We start from the raw sequence: 23654 nt of genomic DNA on the forward strand, positions 1-23654 counted from the left end.
GAGGAGGTGGTTTCGTGAAGAAAGTGAAGTTAGGGGAAATTTGTGAGATAATTACGGGCTCAACTCCAAAGAGTAATAATCCAAATTATTGGAATGGAGAATACAAATGGATTACCCCTGCAGAAATTAGTGATGATGATTTTATCGTTTTTGACACACAACGAAAAATTACTAAGTTAGGAATTGAAAAAACGGGGTTGAAATCATTTCCTAAGGGAACGGTTTTGCTATCGTCTCGTGCTCCAATAGGTAAAGTTGCTATTTCAGGATGTGAGATGTATTGTAATCAAGGTTTTAAAAATTTTATCTGCTCAAATAAAATCAACAATGAATATTTGTATTATTTTTTAAAATCAAAAAAAAATTATTTGAATGTTTTGGGACGAGGAGCAACATTCAAGGAAATATCTAAAAGTATAGTATCTAATATTGATATTTCTTTGCCAACGTATGATATACAGAGGAAAAAAGTTAAAGTTCTTAAAAAAATTGATAAACTTATTGATACTAGAAAAGAACAGTTGATCGAGTTTAAATATCTTGTCAAATCCCGATTTAACGAGATGTTTGGGGATATTTTTGATAATCCACAGTCTAAATTAGAAGATCATACTGAGTTAAATCCTAATAAGAAAGAATTGCTAAATTTTAATGGCAATGTTTCGTTTTTACCAATGTCAAACGTTAGTGAAAATGGGAAAATTAATTTATCTATAAATCGAAATATCGATGATGTTCGTAAGGGATTTACTTTTTTTAAGGATAATGATGTAATTGTTGCAAAAATTACGCCTTGCTTTGAAAACGGGAAAGGTGCTCCAGTATTTGGACTATTGAACGGTGTAGGATTTGGTTCAACTGAATTTCATGTTCTTAGACCCAAGAATACAGTAAATACAGTCTGGTTATACCATGTAACAATGCTTTCGAAATTTAGACTTGAAGGTGAGAGAAAGATGACAGGAAGTGGAGGCCAGAGAAGAATTACCAAGGATTTCATTAATAATTTTAAGTTAAATATACCCCCTCTTTCCCTCCAAAACGAGTTCGCAGACTTTGTGGCTCAAGTCGACAAATCACAATTTGCTTGTGAGATAGTTATAAAACTGTGGAGAAATAGCTTGAAATCTAGTATAATATAGGTATATTTTTATTCAAAGTGAGAGAAAAATGGGAAATTTTAGCTTTCTTTTAAAAAATGCAGAGTACGAGTCATTTTCAAAGCCTTGTATAGAAGCTGAAAATATGATTGCGACATCTACTGTGGCTACTGCTTTTATGGCGCGTCGTGCTTTGGAGCAGGCTGTTCATTGGATATATAGTCACGATTCATATTTAGAAGCACCCTATCGTGCTACCTTATCTTCTTTGGTGTGGGATGATGATTTTAGAGAGATTGTGGATCCTGAGCTCCATAGGCAGATTGTTCTTTTAATTCGATGGGGAAATCATGCTGCACATGGTGGAGAAATTAAGGAACGAGAAGCGATTTTGGCTTTGCATCATTTGTATCAGTTTGTCAATTTTATTGATTACTGCTACAGTAATGAGTTTGTGGAGCGTTATTTCGATGAGAAGTTATTGCCACTTTCAGAAAACATCAAGTTTCGAGAAACACCACAATCTATGGCGAAATTCCAAAATAGTTTGCCAAATCTTCCTGATTTCGATGAACAGATGGCTAGTCAGTCCCTAGCAATTCAAGAGACTTATACTGAAAAACGTGAAACAGCAGCTCTACGGCAAGATGTATCTTTCCATATCGATCAACTATCTGAAGCAGAGACAAGAAAACTCTTTATTGATATTGATCTTCGTTTAGCGGGTTGGATATTTGAAGAAAACTGTCGTGTTGAGGTAGATGTTCATGGTTTGAAGCATGGGAAAGGAACTGGATATTGTGACTATGTCCTTTATGGTAAAAATGGAAAAGTTCTAGCAATTGTTGAGGCCAAAAAGGCAGCTGTAAATCCAGAAGTGGGGGAGGTGCAGGTCAAGGAATATGCTGAAGCTCTTGAGAAACAAATCGGCTATAGGCCAATTTGCTTTATTACGAATGGTTTAAAGCACTACATACTTGATGGTGTTAATCGTCGGAAGATTGCAGGGTTCTACTCTCAAGAGGAGTTGCAACTTTTGATGGACAGACGTCACTTGCAGAAACCACTCGAGGATATTTCTAGCAAAATTAGGGACGACATTTCTGGACGTCATTATCAGAAACATGCGATTACAAGTGTCTGTGAAGCATTCTCCAATAATCGGAGACAGGCACTCTTAGTCATGGCAACTGGGTCTGGGAAAACCCGTACAGCGGTTTCCCTAGTTGATATCCTTTCGCGTCATAACTGGGTAAAAAATGTTCTTTTTTTAGCTGATAGAACTTCCCTAGTTAAGCAAGCTTATGATTCGTTTAGGAAATTACTTCCAGATCTTTCAGTTTGTAATTTCTTAGAGGATAAAGATAGTGCTCGATCTAGTCGTATGGTTTTTTCAACCTATCCGACCATGATAGGAGCGATCAGCGATCAAGAAGAAGTAAATCAACGACCCTTTACTGTTGGGCACTTTGATCTCATCATAATTGATGAATCTCACCGTTCTATTTATCAGAAATACAAATCAATTTTTGATTATTTTGATGCAAGGATTGTAGGATTAACTGCCACTCCGCGTCAAGATTTGGATAAAAATACCTATGGTTTCTTTAACTTGGAGAATGGTGTTCCAACATATGCATACGATCTGGAAGAGGCTGTAAAAGATGGTTATTTAGTAGCTTATCATTCGATTGAAACTAAGTTAAAACTGCCAACGGATGGTCTACATTATGATGATTTATCCCAAGACGAAAAAGAATATTTTGATAGCCAATTTGAAGATGGTAGTTCTGAGAAAGATATTGATCCTGAGGATTTTAATACCTCTATTTTCAATAGAAAAACAGTCAAAATTGTTCTAGATGAACTAATGACAAGAGGAATTCAGACAGCTTCAGGTGACGAAATTGGTAAAACCATTATCTTTGCTAAAAACCATCGACACGCTGAATACATCAGAGATATTTTTAACGAACGCTATCCTGAAAAAGGAAGCGATTATGCTCAAGTGATTGATTATAGCATTAAGCATTATCAAACCTTAATTGATAATTTTAAAATTAAGGAGAAATACCCTCAAATTGCAATTTCTGTTGATATGTTGGATACAGGTATTGATGTACCAGAGGTTGTTAATTTAATCTTTTTCAAGAAAGTGCGTTCTAAAACTAAGTTTTGGCAGATGATTGGCCGTGGAACCCGTCTTTGTAAAGATTTATTTGGCCCTGAGCAGGATAAGGAAAATTTCTTGGTATTTGATTATGGTGATAATTTTGAATATTTCAAAGCTGATCCAAGAGAAGGAGATGGCCGTCACATTGTTTCTCTGACTCAACGTTTGTTTAACATCAAGGTAGACTTGATTCGAGAACTGCAGGGGCTTCATTATCAAGATAATCAGTTTGCTAGAGAATACCGTCAACAACTCGTCTCAGAGCTTCATGAACGTATGGTGAGCTTAAATGAGTTAGACTTTAGGGTTCGTATGGTCTTAGATACAGTTTATACTTACAGAAAGTTGGAAAATTGGCAAAATCTAACGACCGTCACAAGTGAAACAATCCAGAAAGATCTTTCTCCGCTTCTATTTGAAGAAAATAAAGAGGACGAGATGGCGAGACGATTTGATTTATGGCTGTTTCAGATACAGTTAGGACAACTGTTGGCTAAGCCAGCAACTGTCCATATATCTCAAGTTATGAAAACAGCTAAAGCTCTTGCCAGGGTTGGCAATATACCACAAGTTTTTGCACAGGCTGAAATTATAAGGAAAGTACAAGAACCTGAATTTTGGGAAGAAGTTAGTTTATCCGAGTTGGAAAAAATACGCCTTGCGCTTCGAGATTTACTACAGTTTTTGGATAAACCGGAACGCACTGTATATTATGTCAATTTTGATGATCATATTCTTTCCACTGTCCATGATACTAAGCCATATTTACAAGTCAATGACCTGCGATCTTATAATGAAAAAGTTGAACATTATTTGAAAACTCATCTAGATGATGAAGCAATTTCTAAGTTATACCATAATGAAAAATTGACCTCTCAAGATTTACTTGCACTTGAAACATTGCTATGGGAAAAATTAGGTAGCAAGTCAGATTACCAACAACATTATGAAAATAAGGCAATTCCTAGATTGGTTCGTGAGATTATTGGTTTAGATAGAGAGGCTGCCAATCAAGTTTTTTCTAAATTTTTATCGGATGAAAGTCTCAATGCCAAGCAGATTTCCTTTGTGAAATTGATTGTTGATTACATTGTAGAGAATGGTTGCTTAGAGACCAAAGTTTTAACACAAGAGCCGTTTAAATCGTATGGTTCAGTTCAACTACTCTTTCAACACCAACTCCCTATACTTCGTAATATTGTCCAAACAATTGAACTCATTAATGATCGAGCTGGAGAAGCAGCATAAATAATAAGAGGTTATAAATGCAAACGGAAGAAGAAATGAATGTTCTGGTACCTAAAAAATTAGCAGAAATTGAGCGTGATTACGATGTCACAGTTTTGTGGGCTATCGAGTCTGGTAGTCGTGCTTGGGGATTTGAGTCTCCTGATAGTGACTTTGATGTGCGATTTATCTACAAACACAAGCAGGATTTTTATCTCCGTTTGAATGAACAGCGCGATGTTATCGAGCTACCAATTGACGATACTTGGGACGTGAGTGGCTGGGATTTAGACAAGACTTTAAAACTCCTTTATAAGTCAAATCCAACACTATTTGAATGGTTACAGTCTCCAATTGTTTATCAACAAACGGATTTTATTGAGCGCGTACTTCCACTTGTCAACCAGTATTTTTCTGAGAAAAAAATGCTCCACCATTACTTGAACACTGCAAGAACTCAAACAAATAAGCATCTTTCTGGAGACAAGGTCAAACCTAAAAAGTATTTCTATGCGCTTCGTCCTATTTTAGCCTGTCGCTGGATTGAAAAATACCATTCTGTTCCACCGATTTTGTTTGATGATTTGGTCAAAGAATTACTTCCGTCTCAAATGCAGGAGCATGTATCAAGATTGCTAGACATTAAGATAAATGGGCCTGAAGGTATGGAAATTGAGCCTATAAAGCCAATTCAAGATTATATTTTAGCTAATATCCAAGAGCTGGATGCATATGTTCAAAGTTTTATCGAGGGAAAGAAAGACTGGAAAGCTCTAAATCAATTTTTCCTTGAAGAATTAGGGCATGACTGAGGTTGTTTATGGGTAAATGGACATGTAAATGCGGGCAAGCAATGAACAACCATAGAGCGCCTGATCCAAATGCTTATTCAGTTTATTCGGATGAGTTGTTTGAAGAAATCATAAATAAAGCTGACGACCATAATAAAATTTCTTATGAAGACATTTCCGAGGCGTCATTTTATATGTGGAAGTGCCCTGAGTGTGGTAGTTTTATGGTTTTTGGCGAAGGCGGAGAAGGTGATCGCTTTACTTTTTATGAGCGCCAAGAAGTAGAAAAGGTAGAGCCTCTCTTTGATCCAGATCAAGAATTAAATCTTGTTGTGGTTGAGTTTCAGGAGGGAGGGAATGGTTATACCTATATCTGCGATGACCCAAATATCCATATTGGGCACGCTGTTATTGTCCCAGTAGGGAAGGAAAATACTGAAAAAACTGCTTTAGTTGTACAGAAGTATCATGCCCTACCAAAGGATATCACTTTTCCTGTAGAAAAGTTAAAACGTGTCATTAGTAGGTATTCACATTTCGACCCAATCACTTCGAAAAACGTTTGTAGAAATTTAATTAATCTGGGAAGAATTCTTGATGCTTGCTCCAAAAACGCTAACCCCAACTCTCAGCAAACATATTATAGTATCAAAACTCCTTTAGGATATTTCTGGTTAGAATTAAATGGAGTTCCGATTCCAATGAAAATCACACAGATTCAAGTCAAAGATAAAAAATACCAAGTTGATAGCGCCCTTTATATAAAACCTTCAGAGATTAACTGTAGAAGATTCTATGAACTGGAATTATGTGCAGATTTTGATATTGATGCTTCTAGATGGATCGATGTTCTCTCTGATGAAAACGTTTGGGGAAATACTTGGGAACTAAATGGTCTTCAATTTGGTATTACTGCAGGGGAGTCTCCAGAATTTGAAGACGAAGTTGTAGCGAGAAAGTATAGTCGTGTCCCACTTTATTATGACTGGCACCCTGAATTTGAAGATTATTATGGCTTCAGTTTAGCTTGGAAAAAATACGAGTCTGATAGCAATTTGTCAATTTTTTTCTATACAACATAAGAAGCAGGAGGATATGTATGAATCAAGCATGGGATTTATTGTTTGAGGGCAAGATTGAAGAGGCTAAAAAATTAGTTGAAGCTGATTTTTCATTGGAAACTTGCACGGATTTTAGTTTATTAAATTTGATGGGGTATATTTATCTTGAAGAGCAAAAATACAACGAGTGCTTAAGTATCTATCAGCGTTACATTGACTTAGCACGAACTAAAAGTGACCCAGAAAATGAACATATAGGCTATCATCAGTTAGCCATGGTTTATCGTGAAATGAATGAATTTCAAACAGCCCTTTTCTATATCGAAAGAGAGCAAAAAGTCATTGAAGAAGCTTTTACAGAGGATACCCTCAAATCTTCTGTTAACAATTATGAGCAAGGTTATTTACGATTAAAGCTAGGGAAAGTAGCAGAAGCATTCATGTATATGGAACAGTCCTTAAAACAAGCTTTGCAAACAGATGATTTGATTGCCCAAGCTTGTGCTTATAGAGGTTTAGGAGAGATTGGTTCGATACAAAATCCTGAAGAATCACATAAAAATTTTTTACAAGCTATCGCTCTTTTTGAAAAGGCAGGCGATCAGATTGGTGCTCAAGAGGTTAGAAAATTGCTAAATAATAAAAAGTAGCCTTGTCAGGCTACTTTTTATTAAAACACGCGATATACATAAGGATTTTCTGGTTTGTCTACTTTTGTGAAACTCTCAACCTCTAGTGTTGGGAGTTTTTGTTTGAGTTCTTTATGGTAGTGGAGGGTCAGGGTTCCTCTAGCGGTAATCCAGGTATTGTCAGGATACTGGCGTGAGTTTCCCTTGGTCAGGAGTCCATATACACCAGAGTCTGCGATACAGTGGATAATCCCAAAGCGAAAGAGGAATTGGCTATCTGGATGGCTAGGATCGTTATAAACAAAGCCTGTAAACTCGATTTTCTTTCCTTCAAACTCCTGAGGATAGTCATAGAGAACTTCCATGACCTCCATATAGTTTTCATCTGTAACCTGAATGGTTGACTGGGAGAGGTATTTATCAGCTGTAGACCTCATTTCCTTTTCATAAGCAGATTTGGAAAAATAGGTGCTGGTATCGGGTTTGAGGTATTGACTGGATGTTCCTTCGCTTGCCTGAATGGCTGTGTTGATTCCCTCAGCAAGTGGGAAATGATAACCTTTGGCAGATACAGTTCTCGAGTCCAAACTTACGGTCGGAAAGGCAACCCCAATCAACAGAGGTAGTGACAGTAAAAGGATACTGATTCGTCTAGCACGACGACTTTCCAAATGGCTGTGAGAGTTGATTTTCTTGATCCAGATATAGAATTGGACCAGAGCCAACAGAAGAGAAAGGATCATGGAGATATAGACTAGATAGGAATAGTGGAGGTTGATGTAGTGACTGAGCTTGCCAGATAGCTGCAGATACAGAGTTAGAGCAAAATAACCCAGTAAAATGAAAAATTGGATCATAGCATCACTCCTATCATGTAAGAATAAAGCAAGACAAACACTGTCACGATGCCCATGAATTGCAAGATGAAGCGCGCTTTGAGATAGTGTTTCATCATGAGGAGATTTTTGATATCAAGCATGGGGCCAATGACCAGAAAGGCAAGGACTGGCGCTAGGCCGAAGCTCGAGAGGAGAGAAGCGCCGATAAAGGCGTCCGCCTCGCTACAAAGAGAGAGGAGAAAGGCTAGAAACATGAGCAAGAGAATCGCAAGGACTGGACTAGCACTGATAGAGGTCAAGATCCGAGTCGGGACATAGACCTGCACGATAGCCGCAAAGAGACAGCCAAAGACCAAGTAACGCCCCATATCGAAAAACTCATCAATAGCTTGTATAAAGATCTGAAACACTTTTCTAGCGGGACCCAAGTGTGAAAAGTCATGTTCATGGCAAGCGATAGGATTCTCTTTTTGAATGGGTTCCTTCCAGAAAAATCCTAGGAAAATCCCCAGAATCAAAGCAATCACAATAGCTCCCAGAGCTCGCAAGAAGGCAAGTTTTATTGAATTGCCAAAGGCAGAATATGTGGCGAAAAGAACGATAGGATTGATGATGGGAGCAGTCACCAGAAAAGGAACCGCTGTGTAGCTGGGCACTTTCTTTTCCAGAAAACGATTGATAATCGGAACGATACCACATTCGCAAGAAGGAAAGAGAAAGCCAATGAAGGTACCAAAAAAGATCCTCCCCCAACGATTGCGAGGGAGAAACTCATAAACTTTATCAGGTGTGATATAGACCTCAATCAATCCCGAAATGAGACTCCCAATCAAGACAAAAGGAAGGGCTTCAATCATGATGGAGAGAAAAATAGCTCCCGCTTGTAATACACTAGGAGGAAGAGATTGGAAAATCGTCATCTATTTTTTCTTCTCAACTTTTTCTTTTTTATCTTTGTCATCTGGAAAAGTGACTTGTGTTAAGTCAGGAAGTTTTGCGAATTCTTCAAACATCTTGTCCAAGTCATCCGTTTTTGTAAATTTAACAGCCATGGGCCTACCTCTTTTCTACATTCTACCTCTATTATACTATTATTTTCTTGAAAAGGGATTATTTTGATAATCAAAGAGGTAAAAAAGGGTAGGGCGAAACAAGGGCTGTTCCTTATGGTATAATAGGTATATGGATAAAAAATATGAAAAAATCTCCCAAGATTTGGGTGTAACCTTAAAGCAAATCGATACTGTTCTAAGTTTGACGGCTGAGGGGGCGACGATTCCCTTCATCGCCCGTTATCGCAAGGACATGACTGGTAGTCTGGATGAGGTGGCGATTAAGGCCATTATCGACTTGGATAAAAGTCTGACAAATCTCAACGACCGTAAAGAAGCTGTCTTGGCTAAGATTCAAGAACAAGGCAAACTAACCAAGGAATTAGAAGAAGCTATTTTGGCAGCTGAAAAATTAGCAGACGTTGAAGAACTCTATCTTCCTTATAAGGAAAAACGTCGGACCAAGGCAACTATTGCCCGTGAAGCTGGACTCTTTCCTCTCGCCCGCTTGATCTTGCAGAATGTAGCTGACTTAGAGAAAGAGGCTGAGAAGTTTGTTTGTGAAGGATTTGCGACTGGTCAAGAAGCTTTGGCTGGTGCAGTTGATATCTTAGTCGAAGCCCTATCTGAAGATGTCAATCTACGTGCTATGACCTATCAGGAAGTGTTGAGACACTCTAAAATCACTTCGCAGGTCAAGGATGAAAGTCTTGATGAAAAACAAGTATTTCAGATTTATTATGATTTTTCAGAGACAGTTGGCAATATGCAGGGCTATCGTACCTTGGCTCTCAACCGTGGGGAAAAATTAGGTATTTTGAAAGTTAGCTTTGAACATGCGACGGACCGTATCTTATCTTTCTTTGCTGCCCGTTTCAAGGTGAAAAATGCCTATATAGATGAAGTTGTTCAACAGTCAGTTAAGAAAAAAGTCTTGCCTGCTATCGAACGACGCATTCGGACAGAATTGACCGAGAAGGCAGAAGAAGGAGCTATCCAACTCTTTTCAGACAACCTGCGCAATCTCCTATTGGTTGCTCCACTGAAAGGGCGCGTGGTTCTTGGATTTGACCCAGCCTTTCGTACAGGTGCCAAGCTGGCTGTCGTTGATGCAACAGGGAAAATGCTGACGACTCAAGTCATTTATCCTGTTAAACCAGCATCAGCTCGTCAAATTGAAGAAGCCAAGAAAGATTTGGCAGATTTGATTGGTCAGTATGGCGTGGAAATCATTGCCATCGGAAATGGAACGGCTAGTCGTGAAAGTGAAGCCTTTGTAGCGGAAGTTCTGAAAGATTTTCCAGAAGTCAGCTATGTCATCGTCAATGAAAGTGGTGCCTCTGTCTATTCTGCCAGTGAACTTGCTCGTCAGGAATTTCCAGAATTAACCGTTGAAAAACGCTCTGCTATCTCAATCGCCCGTCGTTTGCAAGATCCCCTTGCCGAATTGGTTAAAATCGATCCTAAGTCAATCGGTGTCGGGCAATACCAGCACGATGTTAGTCAGAAGAAACTATCTGAGAGTCTGGACTTTGTCGTCGATACCGTGGTGAACCAAGTCGGTGTCAATGTCAATACAGCCAGCCCAGCACTTCTCTCCCACGTAGCTGGACTTAATAAAACTATCTCTGAAAATATTGTCAAATACCGCGAGGAAGAAGGAAAAATCACTTCACGCGCCCAAATCAGAAAGGTTCCTCGCCTCGGTGCCAAAGCCTTTGAACAGGCTGCTGGTTTCCTCCGTATCCCGGAAAGTAGTAATATCCTTGATAATACAGGAGTTCACCCAGAAAACTATGCTGCCGTCAAGGAGCTCTTCAAACGCTTGGATATCAAAGACTTGAATGAAGAGGCACAAAGTAAGCTTAAGTCCCTTTCAGTTAAGGAGATGGCACAGGAACTGAATCTTGGCCCAGAAACCCTTAAAGATATCATTTCCGACCTTCTCAAACCAGGTCGAGATTTCCGTGATTCTTTTGACGCACCTGTACTCCGTCAAGATGTCTTGGATATCAAGGATTTAAAAGTCGGCCAGAAACTGGAAGGTGTGGTGCGGAATGTCGTTGACTTCGGTGCATTCGTTGATATTGGGATTCACGAGGATGGCTTGATCCATATTTCCCACATGAGTCGCAAATTTATCAAACATCCTAGTCAAGTGGTGTCTGTTGGAGATTTGGTAACGGTTTGGGTCAAGAAAATCGATACTGAACGTGAAAAAGTTAATCTGTCGCTCTTAGCTCCAGATGAAACTAACTGAGTACGTTCAGTCTGTTTCCCTCGAAGACTTTGGTAGACCTTTTATACACCAAGCCCAGTGGAATCCTCGTCTGCGAACGACAGGTGGGCGATTTTTCCCCAAGGATGGGCATTTGGATTTTAATCCCAAGGTTTATAATGAACTTGGTTTGGAGGTTTTTCGGAAGATCGTGCGCCATGAACTCTGTCACTACCACCTGTATTTTCAGCAAAAGGGGTATCGACATAAGGACCGAGATTTTAAGGAACTTTTGAAAGAAGTGGATGGACTGCGCTTTGTTCCCCCTTTAAAAGACCAAAATACCTACCTAGTCTATCAGTGTCAATCCTGCCAGCAAAGTTATCAGCGTAAGAGAAGAATCGACACAAAACGCTATCGCTGTGGCGTCTGCCGTGGTAAACTCGTCATCTTAAATCGGCCTAAGGACTGATGTTTTTGCCCCCGTTTCATGCTATACTACTTTTAAGAATACCGAAAGAGGAACATATCATGAATAACAAATTTTATAAAATGAAACGAAACAGTATGGTATCGGGAGTTTTAGCTGGTCTATCAGACAAGTGGAATTTTGATGTAACTCTAGTCCGCTTTCTCTTTGCCATTTTTACCATATCAAATTTTGGGATTGGCGTGATTATTTACATCATCCTCGCCTCTATCCTGCCAACTAAGGAAGAGATTGAAGCAGAAATGTATGGAACAGGACCACGCAAACGCAAGGAAGCCGAAGCCATTGATGACAATGATGGACGGTTTTGGTGAGTCAGATTTTGAAATAGTTTATAGATACTTTCCTTATTTCTCAAAGAGGTCAGAAAAAGAAGTGAACCTTAACCCTTGCATCCGCAAGGGTTTTCTTCTTGTATTTCATTTGTGGTAAAATATTGATAGCGAAATTGCTTGATATTCTTCAATCTTACAAAAATGTAAGATTAAAGTCTCTTTTGTAAGGTTAGGTTATGGCAAGCCATCTTTTTTTGCGATAAACTAGACTCATAAAGAACAAAGGAGCAAAACCATGAAAAGAATCTTACAAAAGAAAACAAGAAAACCAAGTCAAAAAGATATCGAGCGTGTTCAACTGGGATGCGCTATGATGAAAGCACAGTTTCAATTGATGGGATATTAAGAAGGAGAAAATCATGACACTTTTAGATGTAAAACACGTTCAAAAAATCTACAAAACACGTTTCCAAGGCAACCAAGTAGAGGCCCTCAAAGACATTCACTTTACTGTGGAAAAGGGTGACTACGTTGCTATCATGGGAGAGTCTGGCTCAGGAAAGTCAACCCTGCTCAACATCCTAGCTATGCTGGATAAACCAACTCGAGGCCAGGTTTACCTAAACGGAACAGACACAGCCACTATTAAAAATTCACAGGCTTCGAGTTTCCGTCGTGAGAAGTTGGGATTTGTCTTCCAAGACTTTAACTTGCTAGATACCTTGTCTGTTAAGGATAATATCTTGCTTCCGTTAGTTCTATCACGAAAACCTATTACGGAGATGATGAAAAAATTGGTGGTGACTGCTGAGAATCTAGGTATCAACCAATTGCAAGAGAAGTACCCTTACGAGATCTCAGGCGGTCAAAAGCAGCGGGTAGCAGTAGCACGCGCCATCATCACAGAACCTGAAATTCTCCTTGCAGATGAGCCGACGGGAGCCCTTGATTCCAAGTCATCTGCAGCCCTTCTTGATGTTTTCGATGAAATCAATGAGCGTGGCCAAACCATTCTCATGGTAACCCACTCTACAGCCGCAGCCAGCAGGGCCAAGCGCGTTCTCTTTATCAAGGACGGCATTCTTTACAACCAAATCTACCGCGGAGACAAGACAGAACGTCAAATGTTCCAAGAAATCTCTGATACCTTGACAGTCATGGCAAGTGAGGTGAATTAGTATGTTCCGATTAACCAATAAGTTAGCGGTATCCAACTTGATTAAAAACCGCAAACTCTACTATCCCTTTGCTTTAGCTGTTCTCTTAGCAGTGACCATCACCTATCTCTTTTACTCACTGTCACTTAACCCTAATATTGGCAAGATCCGAGGGGGAGAAACTATCTCTATGACGCTTGCCCTCGGTATGGTAGTTGTTACCATCGCTTCTGGAATTATTGTACTTTATGCCAATAGTTTTGTCATGAAGAACCGCTCCAAGGAGCTGGGTGTATATGGTATGCTGGGGCTTGAAAAGCGCCATTTGATCAGTATGGTTTTTAAGGAGCTTCTTATATTTGGCTCTCTAACCTTGACAGCTGGTCTCGGCCTAGGAGCTCTCTTTGATAAGCTAATCTTTGCCCTTCTTCTGAAGCTGATGAAAATGAAAGTGGAGCTCGTTTCGACTTTCCAACCAATTGTCTTCATCCTAGTTCTCATCGTCTTTGGAGCTATCTTCCTAGGTCTAATTTTTATCAATGCCTTTCGCATCGCACGCATGAATGCCCTTCAGCTCTCTCGTGAAAAAGCCAGTGGTGAGAAAAAAGGACGTTTCTTAGGCCTTCAAACCATTCTAGGTCTGATTAGTTTGGGAGCTGGTTATTACCTAGCAGTAACAGTTGAAAATCCACTTTCTGCTGTTCTGATTTTCTTCGTAGCAGTTTTGTTAGTTATTTTGGGAACTTATCTTCTCTTCAATGCAGGGATCACAGTTTTCCTACAAATCTTGAAGAAAAACAAGCGTTACTATTACCAACCTAACAACATGATTTCCGTATCCAATCTTATCTTTCGAATGAAGAAAAATGCGGTTGGTTTGGCTACGATTGCCATCCTTTCAACCATGGTCTTGGTGACTATGTCTGCTGCAACAAGCATTTTTAAGGCTTCAGAAAACTTCAAGAAGGTCATGAATCCACATGATTTTGGGATTACAGGACAGAATGTTGAAAAAGAAGACATCGAAAAACTCTTGAACAAGTATGCTAGTGATAATGGATTGACTGTCACAAAGAAAGAAGTTCTTACATACAGTAACTTTGGTGTGGCAAATCAAGAAGGTACGAAATTGACAATCTTTGAGAAAGGTCAAAATCGTGTTCAACCGAAAACTATTTTTATGGTCTTTGACCAAAAAGACTATGAGAATATGACAGGACAGAAACTTGGACTTTCAGGTAAGGAAGTTGGATTGTTTGCTCAAAACAAGGAACTTCAAGGGCAGAAAGAACTGACTCTGAATAACCAGACCTACACGATCAAAGAAGAAATCAAAAAAGATTTTATTCTTGAACATGTCCCAAATCAGTACAATATTCTAACTTCGGACTATAACTATTTGGTTGTTCCTGACTTACAAGCCTTTCTTGAACAGCATCCTAACTCTTCCATCTTTAATCAATACTATGGGGGTATGAATGTAACAGCTAGTGAGGACGAGCAACTTAAAATTGCAGATGACTATTCAAAATTCGTTAACAACTTTAATAGAGAAATAAACAAAGAAGGAAGCTATGTTTACGGAAGCAATCTGGCTGATAGTAGTGCGCAGATGAGTGCTCTCTTTGGTGGAGTTTTCTTCATCGGTATCTTCCTCTCTATCATCTTTATGGTAGGAACAGTTCTTGTTATTTACTACAAACAAATCTCTGAGGGCTATGAAGACCGTGAACGTTTCATCATTTTGCAAAAGGTCGGACTTGATCAAAAGCAAATCAAGCAAACGATTAACAAACAGGTTTTAACTGTTTTCTTCCTTCCATTGCTCTTTGCCTTCCTACACCTTGCTTTTGCCTATCATATGCTTAGCCTCATCCTAAAAGTTATTGGCGTGCTGGATGCGACCATGATGTTGACCGTTACATTGTCCATCTGTGCTATCTTCCTCATCGTCTATGTTTTGATCTTTATGATTACCTCAAGAAGTTATCGCAAGATTGTGCAAATGTAAAAAAGATACCTCGATGCTGGTCGAGGTATTTCTTTTAGCTTAGATACTAAAGAGTTGTCCCAAGAGGAAGGTTACGCCCATGGTGAGAAGTCCGATACAGAGGTTACGGATCATAGCAGTTCTCGTAGGAGCTTTTCCTAATTTAGCACTGGTATAGCCAGTGACGAGAAGGGAAAGGGCCACGATAAAGACAGTAGCAGGAATACGATAGTCACTTGGAAAGACGATAATGGAAAGCATTGGAGGAAGACTCCCCAGTACAAAGGCGATAAAGCTAGAGATAGCAGCATGCCAAGGATTGGTAAACTCTTCGTACTCGATACCGTATTTTTCCTCAACTAAGGCTTTGAGTGGATTTTTTAAAAAGGCCTTGTTGGTCAAGAGTTGGGCGGACGTTTCACACTCACCGTTTTGAAGATAAGCAGCATAGAGGGATTGTTTTGCAGATTCCATATCTTTATCCAAGAGTAATTGCTCTCTAGCGACAGCGGCTTCTTCCGTGTCTTTTTGAGTGGATACAGAGACATATTTGCCACCTGCCATAGAAAAAGCACCAGCGAGGATAGCTGCCAATCCTGATAGAAAGATAATCCAGATATTGCTTGTCGCACTGGCAACACCGATAACGACTCCAGCGATGGAAATAATCCCATCATTGGCACCCAGAACACCCGCGCGTAGGATATTGAGTCGGCCTGCAAAGTTTGCATCAATTTCATGTTTTATTTCTGTCATAGTCATCTCCTTTCTCTCCATTATAGAGAAAAGAAAAGGGGAATACAAACTTTTTAAACTATCTGAAAAAAGTTCTACGATTCTAATTTTTAAGCCCTTTTCGACTTTACCGAAAAAGCTCGGCAATACAGTTGCCAATCCTACTGTACAAGTTCTTTTTTAGCTTATCTATGGTATAATAGAAGATAGATTTATCAATTGGAGAATGAAGGATTTTATGATTAAACTTGTAGCAACCGATATGGATGGTACCTTTCTAGATGGAGAGGGTCGGTTTGATATGGAACGCCTTAAAAACGTACTTGTTTCCTACAAGGAAAAGGGGATTTATTTTGCAGTGGCTTCAGGTCGCGGTATCTTGTCCCTGAAAAAGTTGTTTGCAGATGTGCGTGATGAAGTGATTTTTATAGCTGAAAATGGGAGCTATGTTGAGTTTCATGGTGAGGATATGTATGAGGCTACTATGTCTCGGGATTTTTACTTGAGTACTTTTGAAGCTTTAAAGAAATCACCCTATTTTGATGAAAGAAAAATGCTTCTGACAGGGAAAAAAGCTTGTTATGTATTGGAAACAGTGGATGAAACCTATCTAAAGTTAAGTAGTCACTACAATGAGAACATTCAAAAAGTATCACGTTTGGAAGATATCACAGATGAGATTTTTAAATTCACTACTAACTTTACTGAAGAAACGATAGAAGCTGGAGAGGCCTGGGTTAACGAAAATGTTTCTGGTGTGAAAGCCATGACAACTGGTTTTGAATCCATTGATATTGTCTTGGACTACGTTGATAAGGGTGTGGCCATTGTTGAGCTGGCAAAAAAACTTGGTCTAACCATGGATCAGGTTATGGCATTTGGCGATAATCTCAATGACCTTCATATGATGCAGGTTGTTGGACACCCAATCGCTCCTGAAAATGCGCGACCAGAGATTTTAGAATTAGCAGAAGCAGTGATTGGCCACCATAAGGACCAGTCAGTGATGGCTTATATGGAGGGCTTATAATGGCAGATATTAAATTGATTGCATTGGACTTGGATGGCACCTTGCTGACAACGGATAAAAAGCTAACAGATCGAACTAAGAAAATCCTCAAAGCTGCGCGTGACCGTGGTATCAAGGTCGTACTGACAACAGGTCGTCCTTTGAAGGCTATGGATTTCTTTCTCCATGAGCTAGGGACTGATGGTCAGGAGGACGAGTACACCATCACCTTTAATGGTGGTCTGGTACAGAAAAATACTGGAGAGATTCTCGATAAAACAGTCTTTTCAATCGACGATGTGGCACGCTTGTACGAGGAAACTGAAAAACTCGGACTTCCGTTAGATGCCATTTCAGAAGGAATAGTCTATCAAATCCAGTCGGACCAAGAAAGTCTCTATGCTAAGTTCAACCCAGCCTTGACTTTCGTACCTGTCGCTTTTGAGGATCTATCTAGTCAGATGACATATAATAAATGTGTGACTGCTTTTGCCCAAGAACCTTTGGATGCAGCGATTCAACAGATTTCTCCTGAATTGTTTGACCAATACGAAATCTTCAAATCGCGTGAACTCTTATTGGAATGGTCGCCGAAAAACGTCCACAAGGCAACAGGTTTAGCGAAATTAATTAAACACTTGGGAATCGACCAAAGTCAAGTGATGGCTTGTGGGGACGAGGCCAATGACCTTTCTATGATTGAGTGGGCAGGTCTGGGAGTTGCCATGCAAAATGCAGTTCCAGCAGTTAAGGCAGTTGCCAATGTGATTACCCCGATGACCAACGACGAGGAAGCCGTTGCCTGGGCTATCGAAGAATACGTGCTAAAGGAGAACTAGAATATGGGATTATTTGACCGTCTATTCGGAAAAAAAGAAGAGCCGAAAATCGAAGATATTGTTAAAGAAGCTCTGGAAAATCTTGATTTGTCAGAAGAGGTTGAAGAAAACCAAACGGTAGTCGAAGAAACTTCTCAGGAAGAGACAGCAAGAGACAAAGTGGAAGAAACACTTGCTCAAGAAGAACTTCCTCAGGTCTCGACAGAAGATGTTATTGAACCAGATACAGTCGAGGAAACTGCTCAGGAAGAGCTTGAGCTAGAATCTGATGAATTGGAACAACTCCAAGAGCCTGAAGAAGTTTTAGAAGAAGAGAGCCAAGAAACTGAAGAAGAACTAGCGTCAGAAGTAGTAGAAGAAGAACTTCCTCAGGTTGAAGAAACCGTGCAGGAAAAATATGACCGCAGTCTAAAGAAAACCCGTACGGGATTCGGAGCTCGTTTGAATGCTTTCTTTGCCAACTTCCGTTCTGTCGATGAAGAATTCTTCGAAGAATTGGAAGAACTGCTCATCTTGAGCGACGTCGGTGTGCAGGTCGCTTCGAACCTAACAGAAGAACTACGTTATGAAGCCAAACTCGAAAATGCTAAGAAGCCTGATGCGCTCCGTCGTGTCATTATCGAGAAATTGGTCGAGCTCTACGAAAAGGATGGCAACTACGATGAACAAATCCATTTCCAAGATGGTTTGACAGTCATGCTCTTTGTCGGAGTCAATGGTGTTGGGAAAACAACTTCTATCGGGAAATTAGCTCATCGTTACAAGCAAGCTGGCAAGAAGGTCATGTTGGTTGCGGCAGATACTTTCCGTGCTGGAGCTGTTGCCCAGCTAGCTGAATGGGGCCGTCGTGTTGATGTTCCTGTTGTGACGGGAGCTGAAAAGGCTGATCCAGCAAGTGTGGTCTTTGATGGGATGGAACGTGCTGTAGCAGAAGGGATTGATATTCTCATGATTGATACAGCAGGCCGTCTGCAAAACAAGGACAACCTCATGGCCGAGTTGAAAAAGATTGGTCGCATTATCAAGCGTGTCGTTCCAGAGGCGCCACATGAAACCTTCCTTGCCCTTGATGCTTCAACTGGACAGAATGCCTTGGTACAAGCTAAGGAATTTTCTAAGATAACTCCATTGACAGGAATTGTTTTGACAAAAATTGATGGAACTGCCCGAGGTGGTGTTGTTCTGGCTATCCGCGAAGAACTCAATATCCCTGTAAAATTGATTGGTTTCGGTGAAAAAATCGATGATATTGGGGAATTTAACTCAGAAAACTTTATGAAGGGTCTCTTAGAAGGCTTGATTTAATACAAAATAAATATCCTGCAAGTCAATCTTGCAGGATATTTTTGCTATTCTAAACGGCCATCTTCACGATAGGCGATATCTGGTTGCCAAGTCCATTTGGCTCCATACTTCTCAAGTAAGTCAAAGCTAGCTTGTGGCCCCATGCTTCCAGCTTTATAATCGTAGAGTGGAGCTCCGTTTTCATCCCAGAGCTTTTCGATACGGTCAATCAATTTCCACGAAGCACTTACCTCATCCCAGTGGCTAAAGTTGGTAGAGTTGTTGTTCAAAACATCGTAGATTAATTTCTCGTATGGGTCTGGTGAGGCTCCAGTAGCAGTAGCATCTGTACGGTAATCCAGAGAGCTTGGTGCTAGGTTAAATTCCTCACCGACTTGTTTACCATTGAGGCTGAGAGAGAATCCTTCAGTTGGTTGGATATAGATGGTCAAGATATTTGGCGCCAAAGGCTCGCCGAAGATAGAGTCCATTTGCTTAAAGACGATATTGACATGAGTCCCTTTTTCTGTCAGGCGTTTACCAGTACGGAAGAAGAAAGGGACACCACGGAAGCGATCACTATCTACAAAGAAGGCACCAGACGCAAAGGTTTCTGTTGTAGATTCTGGGTCGACATTTGGTTCGCTTCGATAGGAAATGTATTTCATGCCATCGATTTTACCAGAGCGATATTGACCACGGATAAAGTGTTCTTTCAATTCTTCCTCAGTTGGATGATAGAGGTTTTTAAAGACTTTTATCTTTTCAGCACGAATCTCATCTTTTGTAAAGCTAGCTGGTTTGTCCATGGCTAGAAGAGAGAGGAGTTGGAGAGTATGGTTTTGCACCATATCACGAAGGGCGCCAGATTGATCATAGTAGCCACCGCGTTCTTCAACACCCAAGCGTTCCGCAAAGGTAATCTGAATATTATCGATGTGTTCGCGGTTCCAAACATTCTCAAAGATCATGTTGGCAAAACGAACAGCAAAGATACTCTGAATCATCTCTTTACCTAGGTAATGGTCGATACGATAGATTTGCTCTTCATCAAAGGCCGCAAGAAGATCTTCATTGAGTTTGCTTGCTGTTTCGTAGTCTGTACCAAATGGTTTCTCAACGATCAAGCGCTCAAAACCTTTGCCATCAACAATGTTTTCAGATTTGAGGTGCTTGGCAATAGTTCCGAAGAACTGAGGTGCCATAGACAAGAAGAAGAGCTTGTTGTGATCAGCTTGGTATTTTTCGTTAAGTTCAGCTTGTAATTGGCGCAAAGCAATATAATGTTCCGTATCATTCACATCATGGCTTTGATAGTAGAAGTGGCTAGCAAATTCTTGGGCTTGCTCGGTACTATCTGCCAAATCAAGGATGGATTCGACAACTACAGATTCAAAATATTCCTTACTCCAAGGTCTACGAGCTGTTCCGATAACAGCAAAATGCTCAGAGAGATTGCCTGATTTATAGAGTCTGAAAAGGGAAGGGTAGAGTTTGCGTTTAGCTAAATCTCCACTCGCACCGAAAATTGTAACAATAACCTTTGATGACATCTAGCTACCTAATTTCTATATTTTTTCCTAGTTGGACTAGGGATGAGATTTCCTCATTATCATAGTTTTTATTTTATCATAATTTTCAAAAAAAACAAAAAATCCAATACGCAATTAAAAAACTGTAAGGAGAACCTTACAGTTTTGTTTTATACATTTAAGACCTTGTCCAAGAACTCTTTTAGACGAGGGTGTTGCGGGTTGTCAAAGATTTGGTCAGGTGTTCCGTCTTCTAGGAACTCACCATCAGCCGTAAAGATAACACGGTTGGCTACCTGACGAGCAAATCCCATCTCATGGGTTACGATAATCATGGTCATACCTTGTTCCGCCAATTCCTTCATAACATTCAGTACATCTCCAACCATCTCAGGGTCCAGAGCGGAAGTTGGCTCATCAAAGAGCATGATATCAGGATTCATGGCAAGTCCACGAGCGATGGCTACACGTTGTTTCTGACCACCTGAAAGGCTATCTGGGTTGGCATTAGCTTTATCTGCTAGTCCTACCTTTTCAAGCAACTCCATCCCCAATTTTTCAGCTTCTTCTTTTGTCATCCGTTTGTGTTCAATAGGTGCAAAAGTGATATTTTCTAGGACGGACATGTGTGGGAAGAGGTTGAAGTGTTGGAATACCATTCCCACGTTTTCGCGAACATGGTCGACATTGGTTGATTTTTCAGTCAAATCATAGCCATTCACTGTGATGTGGCCACTCGTTACCTCCTCGAGAAGGTTAAGACTACGGAGGAAAGTGGATTTACCAGAACCAGAAGGACCGATGATACAAACAACATCTCCTTCATAGAATTTAGTTGTAATTCCTTTTAAAACTTCGTTATTTCCATAATACTTATGCAAATCATTTACATCAATTTTTAGTTTTGCCATTAACGAATCCTCTTTTCTAAGCGTTTCGCTAGTCTAGTCAAAAGCGTGATAATTACAAGATAGAAGATAGCAAGGATTGCATACATCTTGAAACTTTGATAGTTACGGGCGATGATAATCTTACCAGTTTGGAAGAGTTCAACCAGACCGATAGCAGATACGATGGTTGTATCTTTAAGAGCGATAACGAACTGGTTGACGAAGTTTGGCAACATCAATTTAGTCGCTTGTGGCAAGATAATCTTACGCATGGTTTTTCCATAAGAGATACCAAGACTGCGACTGGCTTCCATTTGCCCAACTGGAACAGCTTGAATCCCACCACGAACAATTTCAGCGATATAAGCAGCTGCATTGAGTGAGAGGGCGATAGTACCAGCTACAAAGTCATTGATTGGACTTTGTTGGCCTGTAATCGACTCGATGAAGTTTGGAATACCCCAGAAGATGAAGGCTGCAAGAATCATCAATGGGATACCACGGATAACATCAACGAAAATCTCAGAGATCAGACGAAGAGATTTGTATGGACTAACGCTAAACATACCAAAGATAATCCCGATGACAATGGCAATTGCAAATGAAATAAGTGCTAAGGCAAGAGTGATTCCAAGTCCACTAAGAAGTTGTTTGTAGTTGTTTTGAAGCAAGCCCCAGATAGTTGTTTCGTCAACCGTACTTGTAGAGTCAGTTGAAGTTTCGCTAGCTAGATACTTGTCAAGAATCTTTTGGAATTCTCCGTTAGCTTTGAGGTTCGCAAGTCCGTTATTGAACATCTGGATCAATTCAGGGTTTGTTCCTTTTTTAACCGCAAAGGCAGTTTCACCGATTGGAGTTCCAGCGATTGGTGTTTTCAATTTTTGCCCTTGACTGATAGAATATTTGAGAACAGGCTCATCATCCATCACAGCATCAATAGCTCCAGTATTCAGACTGTCATACATTGATGCGCCATCTGCAAAGGTTTTAATCTTATAGCCGTATTTGTTTTGATTCTCAGTAAGGAACGTTTGAGAAGCAGTTCCGTTTTTAACACCGACAGTTTTATCCTTGAGGTCTTCATAAGAAGCAATTGTGCTTGATTCTTTTACACCAAGAATCGTATTTGCTGTGTAGTAGGATTCTGAGAAGTCGAAGGTTTCCTTACGGGCATCTGTTACAGACATACCAGCAATGATACCATCTGCTTGCCCTGCTTGAACAGCACTGATGGCTGCGTCAAATCCTGGGTTGGTAATTTCAATTTCAAAACCTTGGTCTTTGGCAATGGCCTTGATGAGGTCCATATCAATACCAGTGTATTGATTGCTTGAATTTTGAAAGACGAATGGGGCGAAAGATGAGTCGCTGACAATAATGTACTTGCTTTTCACTGGAGTAGCTTTTTGTCCAGCAGCAGTAGTTGTCGTTGGGCTTGCCGTAGTTGTAGAAGCTGTCCATTTTTGGATGATTTGCTCCAAGCTACCATCCTTCTTCATTTGTGCTAGGGCTTCGTTAAACTCGGTAACCAAGTGTTCATACTTGCTCCCTTTCTTGACACCAAAGGCAAAGCTTCCAACAGCCTCACCATCCATATTGATGCTGAGATCTTGTCCTTGGTTAATCGCATACTCAATAACAGGTTTGTCATCCATGATGGCATTTACAGCACCAGCACTTAGACTGTTATTCATCAAATCACCTGTATCAAAGGTTTTGATAGAGAAACCGTATTTATCTTTGATACTTTCGAGGAAACGTTGAGCGGCAGTTCCGTTCTTAACTCCAACTGTTTTGCCGCTAAGTTCCTCATATTTGGTGATTTTATTTGCCTTTGTGGTAGCAATGACAACTTTTGTATCATAATAGGTATCAGACATGGTAAAGACATTTTCACGTTCTTTTGTTTTTGTCATACCTGCCATAATAGCATCTGCTTGACCTGACTGCACCGCATTTACAGCTGCATCAAAGCCAGGATAAGACATTTGGATGTTCCATCCTTTGATTTCTGCGACTTTATTGATAATATCAACATCAATCCCTTTATAGGTTTGATCTGAATCTTTAAACTCAAAAGGTGCGTAAGCTGTATCAGACACAATCTTAACAGTATCAGCTTTTGCCATACCTAGTGAGAAAATGGGAAATAAAATGAGCAAACATGCTAGTATTTTTTTCTTCATTTTTAGTCTCCTTTTCCGAATATTTTCCCATTATATCAGAAAATGAATGAAAAGGCAAATATTATGGATTTTATGTAAGGAAATCTAACATGAAATACCCACTCTTATCAACTTAGAGAAGAGTCTGAAAAGCAAATTTATGGTAAAATAGAAGGATAGAAAAATGCAGATGAGGCA

At 40.0% G+C, this 23654-nt stretch carries 18 protein-coding genes and 1 pseudogene; 13 read left to right on the plus strand and 6 right to left on the minus strand.

The annotated features are described in order from the left end of the window. The first annotated feature begins 26 nt into the window (after positions 1-26). From V470_04095 to V470_04115, 5 genes and pseudogenes are all read left to right on the plus strand, one after another. Positions 27-1142, plus strand: a pseudogene (locus tag V470_04095) (hypothetical protein). Positions 1143-1170: 28 nt separating this feature from the next. Next, positions 1171-4521 carry a DEAD/DEAH box helicase gene (locus tag V470_04100; protein AHZ47619.1) on the plus strand — a complete coding sequence of 1117 codons (3351 nt, stop codon included), beginning with the start codon at positions 1171-1173 and terminating at the stop codon, positions 4519-4521. Between the two features lie 17 nt (positions 4522-4538). Then, positions 4539-5312, plus strand: coding sequence for a nucleotidyltransferase (locus tag V470_04105; protein ID AHZ47620.1), 774 nt, complete (start codon positions 4539-4541; stop codon positions 5310-5312). Between the two features lie 8 nt (positions 5313-5320). Next, on the plus strand, positions 5321-6373 hold the full coding sequence (locus V470_04110) for a hypothetical protein (protein ID AHZ47621.1): 1053 nt from the start codon (positions 5321-5323) through the stop codon (positions 6371-6373). A gap of 17 nt (positions 6374-6390) precedes the next feature. Next, positions 6391-7002 (plus strand): hypothetical protein, encoded by a 612-nt coding sequence (locus V470_04115; GenBank protein AHZ47622.1) that lies wholly within the window; start codon positions 6391-6393, stop codon positions 7000-7002. Positions 7003-7022: 20 nt separating this feature from the next. Here V470_04115 and V470_04120 read toward each other — a convergent pair whose 3' ends face one another. Next, positions 7023-7838 carry a phosphate ABC transporter substrate-binding protein gene (locus tag V470_04120; GenBank protein AHZ47623.1) on the minus strand — a complete coding sequence of 272 codons (816 nt, stop codon included), beginning with the start codon at positions 7836-7838 and terminating at the stop codon, positions 7023-7025. Continuing rightward, positions 7835-8740 carry a membrane protein gene (locus V470_04125; GenBank protein ID AHZ47624.1) on the minus strand — a complete coding sequence of 302 codons (906 nt, stop codon included), beginning with the start codon at positions 8738-8740 and terminating at the stop codon, positions 7835-7837. Before V470_04125 ends, V470_04120 begins: the two co-directional genes overlap by 4 nt. A 262-nt stretch (positions 8741-9002) precedes the next feature. On the opposite strand from V470_04125, the gene V470_04135 reads away from it, so the two are divergent. The 5 genes from V470_04135 (at position 9003) to V470_04160 (ending at position 15023) form a co-directional block, all read left to right on the plus strand. Then, positions 9003-11132 carry a hypothetical protein gene (locus tag V470_04135; GenBank protein ID AHZ47625.1) on the plus strand — a complete coding sequence of 710 codons (2130 nt, stop codon included), beginning with the start codon at positions 9003-9005 and terminating at the stop codon, positions 11130-11132. Beyond that, on the plus strand, positions 11119-11562 hold the full coding sequence (locus tag V470_04140; protein ID AHZ47626.1) for a sprT-like protein: 444 nt from the start codon (positions 11119-11121) through the stop codon (positions 11560-11562). Before V470_04135 ends, V470_04140 begins: the two co-directional genes overlap by 14 nt. A 59-nt stretch (positions 11563-11621) precedes the next feature. Then, positions 11622-11894 carry a membrane protein gene (locus tag V470_04145; GenBank protein AHZ47627.1) on the plus strand — a complete coding sequence of 91 codons (273 nt, stop codon included), beginning with the start codon at positions 11622-11624 and terminating at the stop codon, positions 11892-11894. 380 nt (positions 11895-12274) lie between these two features. Then, positions 12275-13033 (plus strand): bacteriocin ABC transporter ATP-binding protein, encoded by a 759-nt coding sequence (locus tag V470_04155; GenBank protein ID AHZ47628.1) that lies wholly within the window; start codon positions 12275-12277, stop codon positions 13031-13033. Between the two features lies 1 nt (position 13034). Next, positions 13035-15023, plus strand: a complete 1989-nt coding sequence (locus V470_04160; protein ID AHZ47629.1) for a peptide ABC transporter permease — start codon at positions 13035-13037, stop codon at positions 15021-15023. 39 nt (positions 15024-15062) lie between these two features. Here the strand turns inward: V470_04160 and V470_04165 are convergent, their stop codons facing one another. Next, positions 15063-15758, minus strand: a complete 696-nt coding sequence (locus V470_04165; GenBank protein AHZ47630.1) for a membrane protein — start codon at positions 15756-15758, stop codon at positions 15063-15065. A 217-nt stretch (positions 15759-15975) separates the two neighbouring features. Between V470_04165 and V470_04170 the strand changes: the two genes are divergently transcribed. Genes V470_04170 through V470_04180 form a run of 3 tightly spaced genes read left to right on the plus strand, consistent with a single transcriptional unit; the run spans position 15976 to position 18890 of the window. Further along, on the plus strand, positions 15976-16767 hold the full coding sequence (locus V470_04170) for a haloacid dehalogenase (GenBank protein AHZ47631.1): 792 nt from the start codon (positions 15976-15978) through the stop codon (positions 16765-16767). Next, entirely contained in the window at positions 16767-17585 is an 819-nt protein-coding gene (locus V470_04175) for a haloacid dehalogenase (GenBank protein AHZ47632.1), read from the plus strand. Before V470_04170 ends, V470_04175 begins: the two co-directional genes overlap by 1 nt. A gap of 3 nt (positions 17586-17588) precedes the next feature. Continuing rightward, on the plus strand, positions 17589-18890 hold the full coding sequence (locus tag V470_04180; GenBank protein AHZ47633.1) for a cell division protein FtsY: 1302 nt from the start codon (positions 17589-17591) through the stop codon (positions 18888-18890). Between the two features lie 44 nt (positions 18891-18934). Here the strand turns inward: V470_04180 and V470_04185 are convergent, their stop codons facing one another. The 3 genes from V470_04185 to V470_04195 all read right to left on the minus strand — a co-directional run bounded on the left by V470_04185 (position 18935) and on the right by V470_04195 (position 23477). Continuing rightward, a complete protein-coding gene (locus tag V470_04185; protein ID AHZ47634.1) occupies positions 18935-20422 on the minus strand; it encodes a glucose-6-phosphate dehydrogenase in 1488 nt (495 codons plus the stop codon). 149 nt (positions 20423-20571) lie between these two features. Continuing rightward, on the minus strand, positions 20572-21312 hold the full coding sequence (locus tag V470_04190; GenBank protein ID AHZ47635.1) for a peptide ABC transporter ATP-binding protein: 741 nt from the start codon (positions 21310-21312) through the stop codon (positions 20572-20574). Further along, complete coding sequence (locus V470_04195) at positions 21312-23477, minus strand: amino acid ABC transporter permease (protein ID AHZ47636.1); 2166 nt, start codon at positions 23475-23477, stop codon at positions 21312-21314. The genes V470_04190 and V470_04195 overlap by 1 nt, the downstream gene beginning before the upstream one ends. Positions 23478-23654 lie beyond the last annotated feature (177 nt).

It is taken from the genome of Streptococcus sp. VT 162 (assembly GCA_000688775.2).
Taxonomy (GTDB): Bacteria; Bacillota; Bacilli; order Lactobacillales; family Streptococcaceae; genus Streptococcus.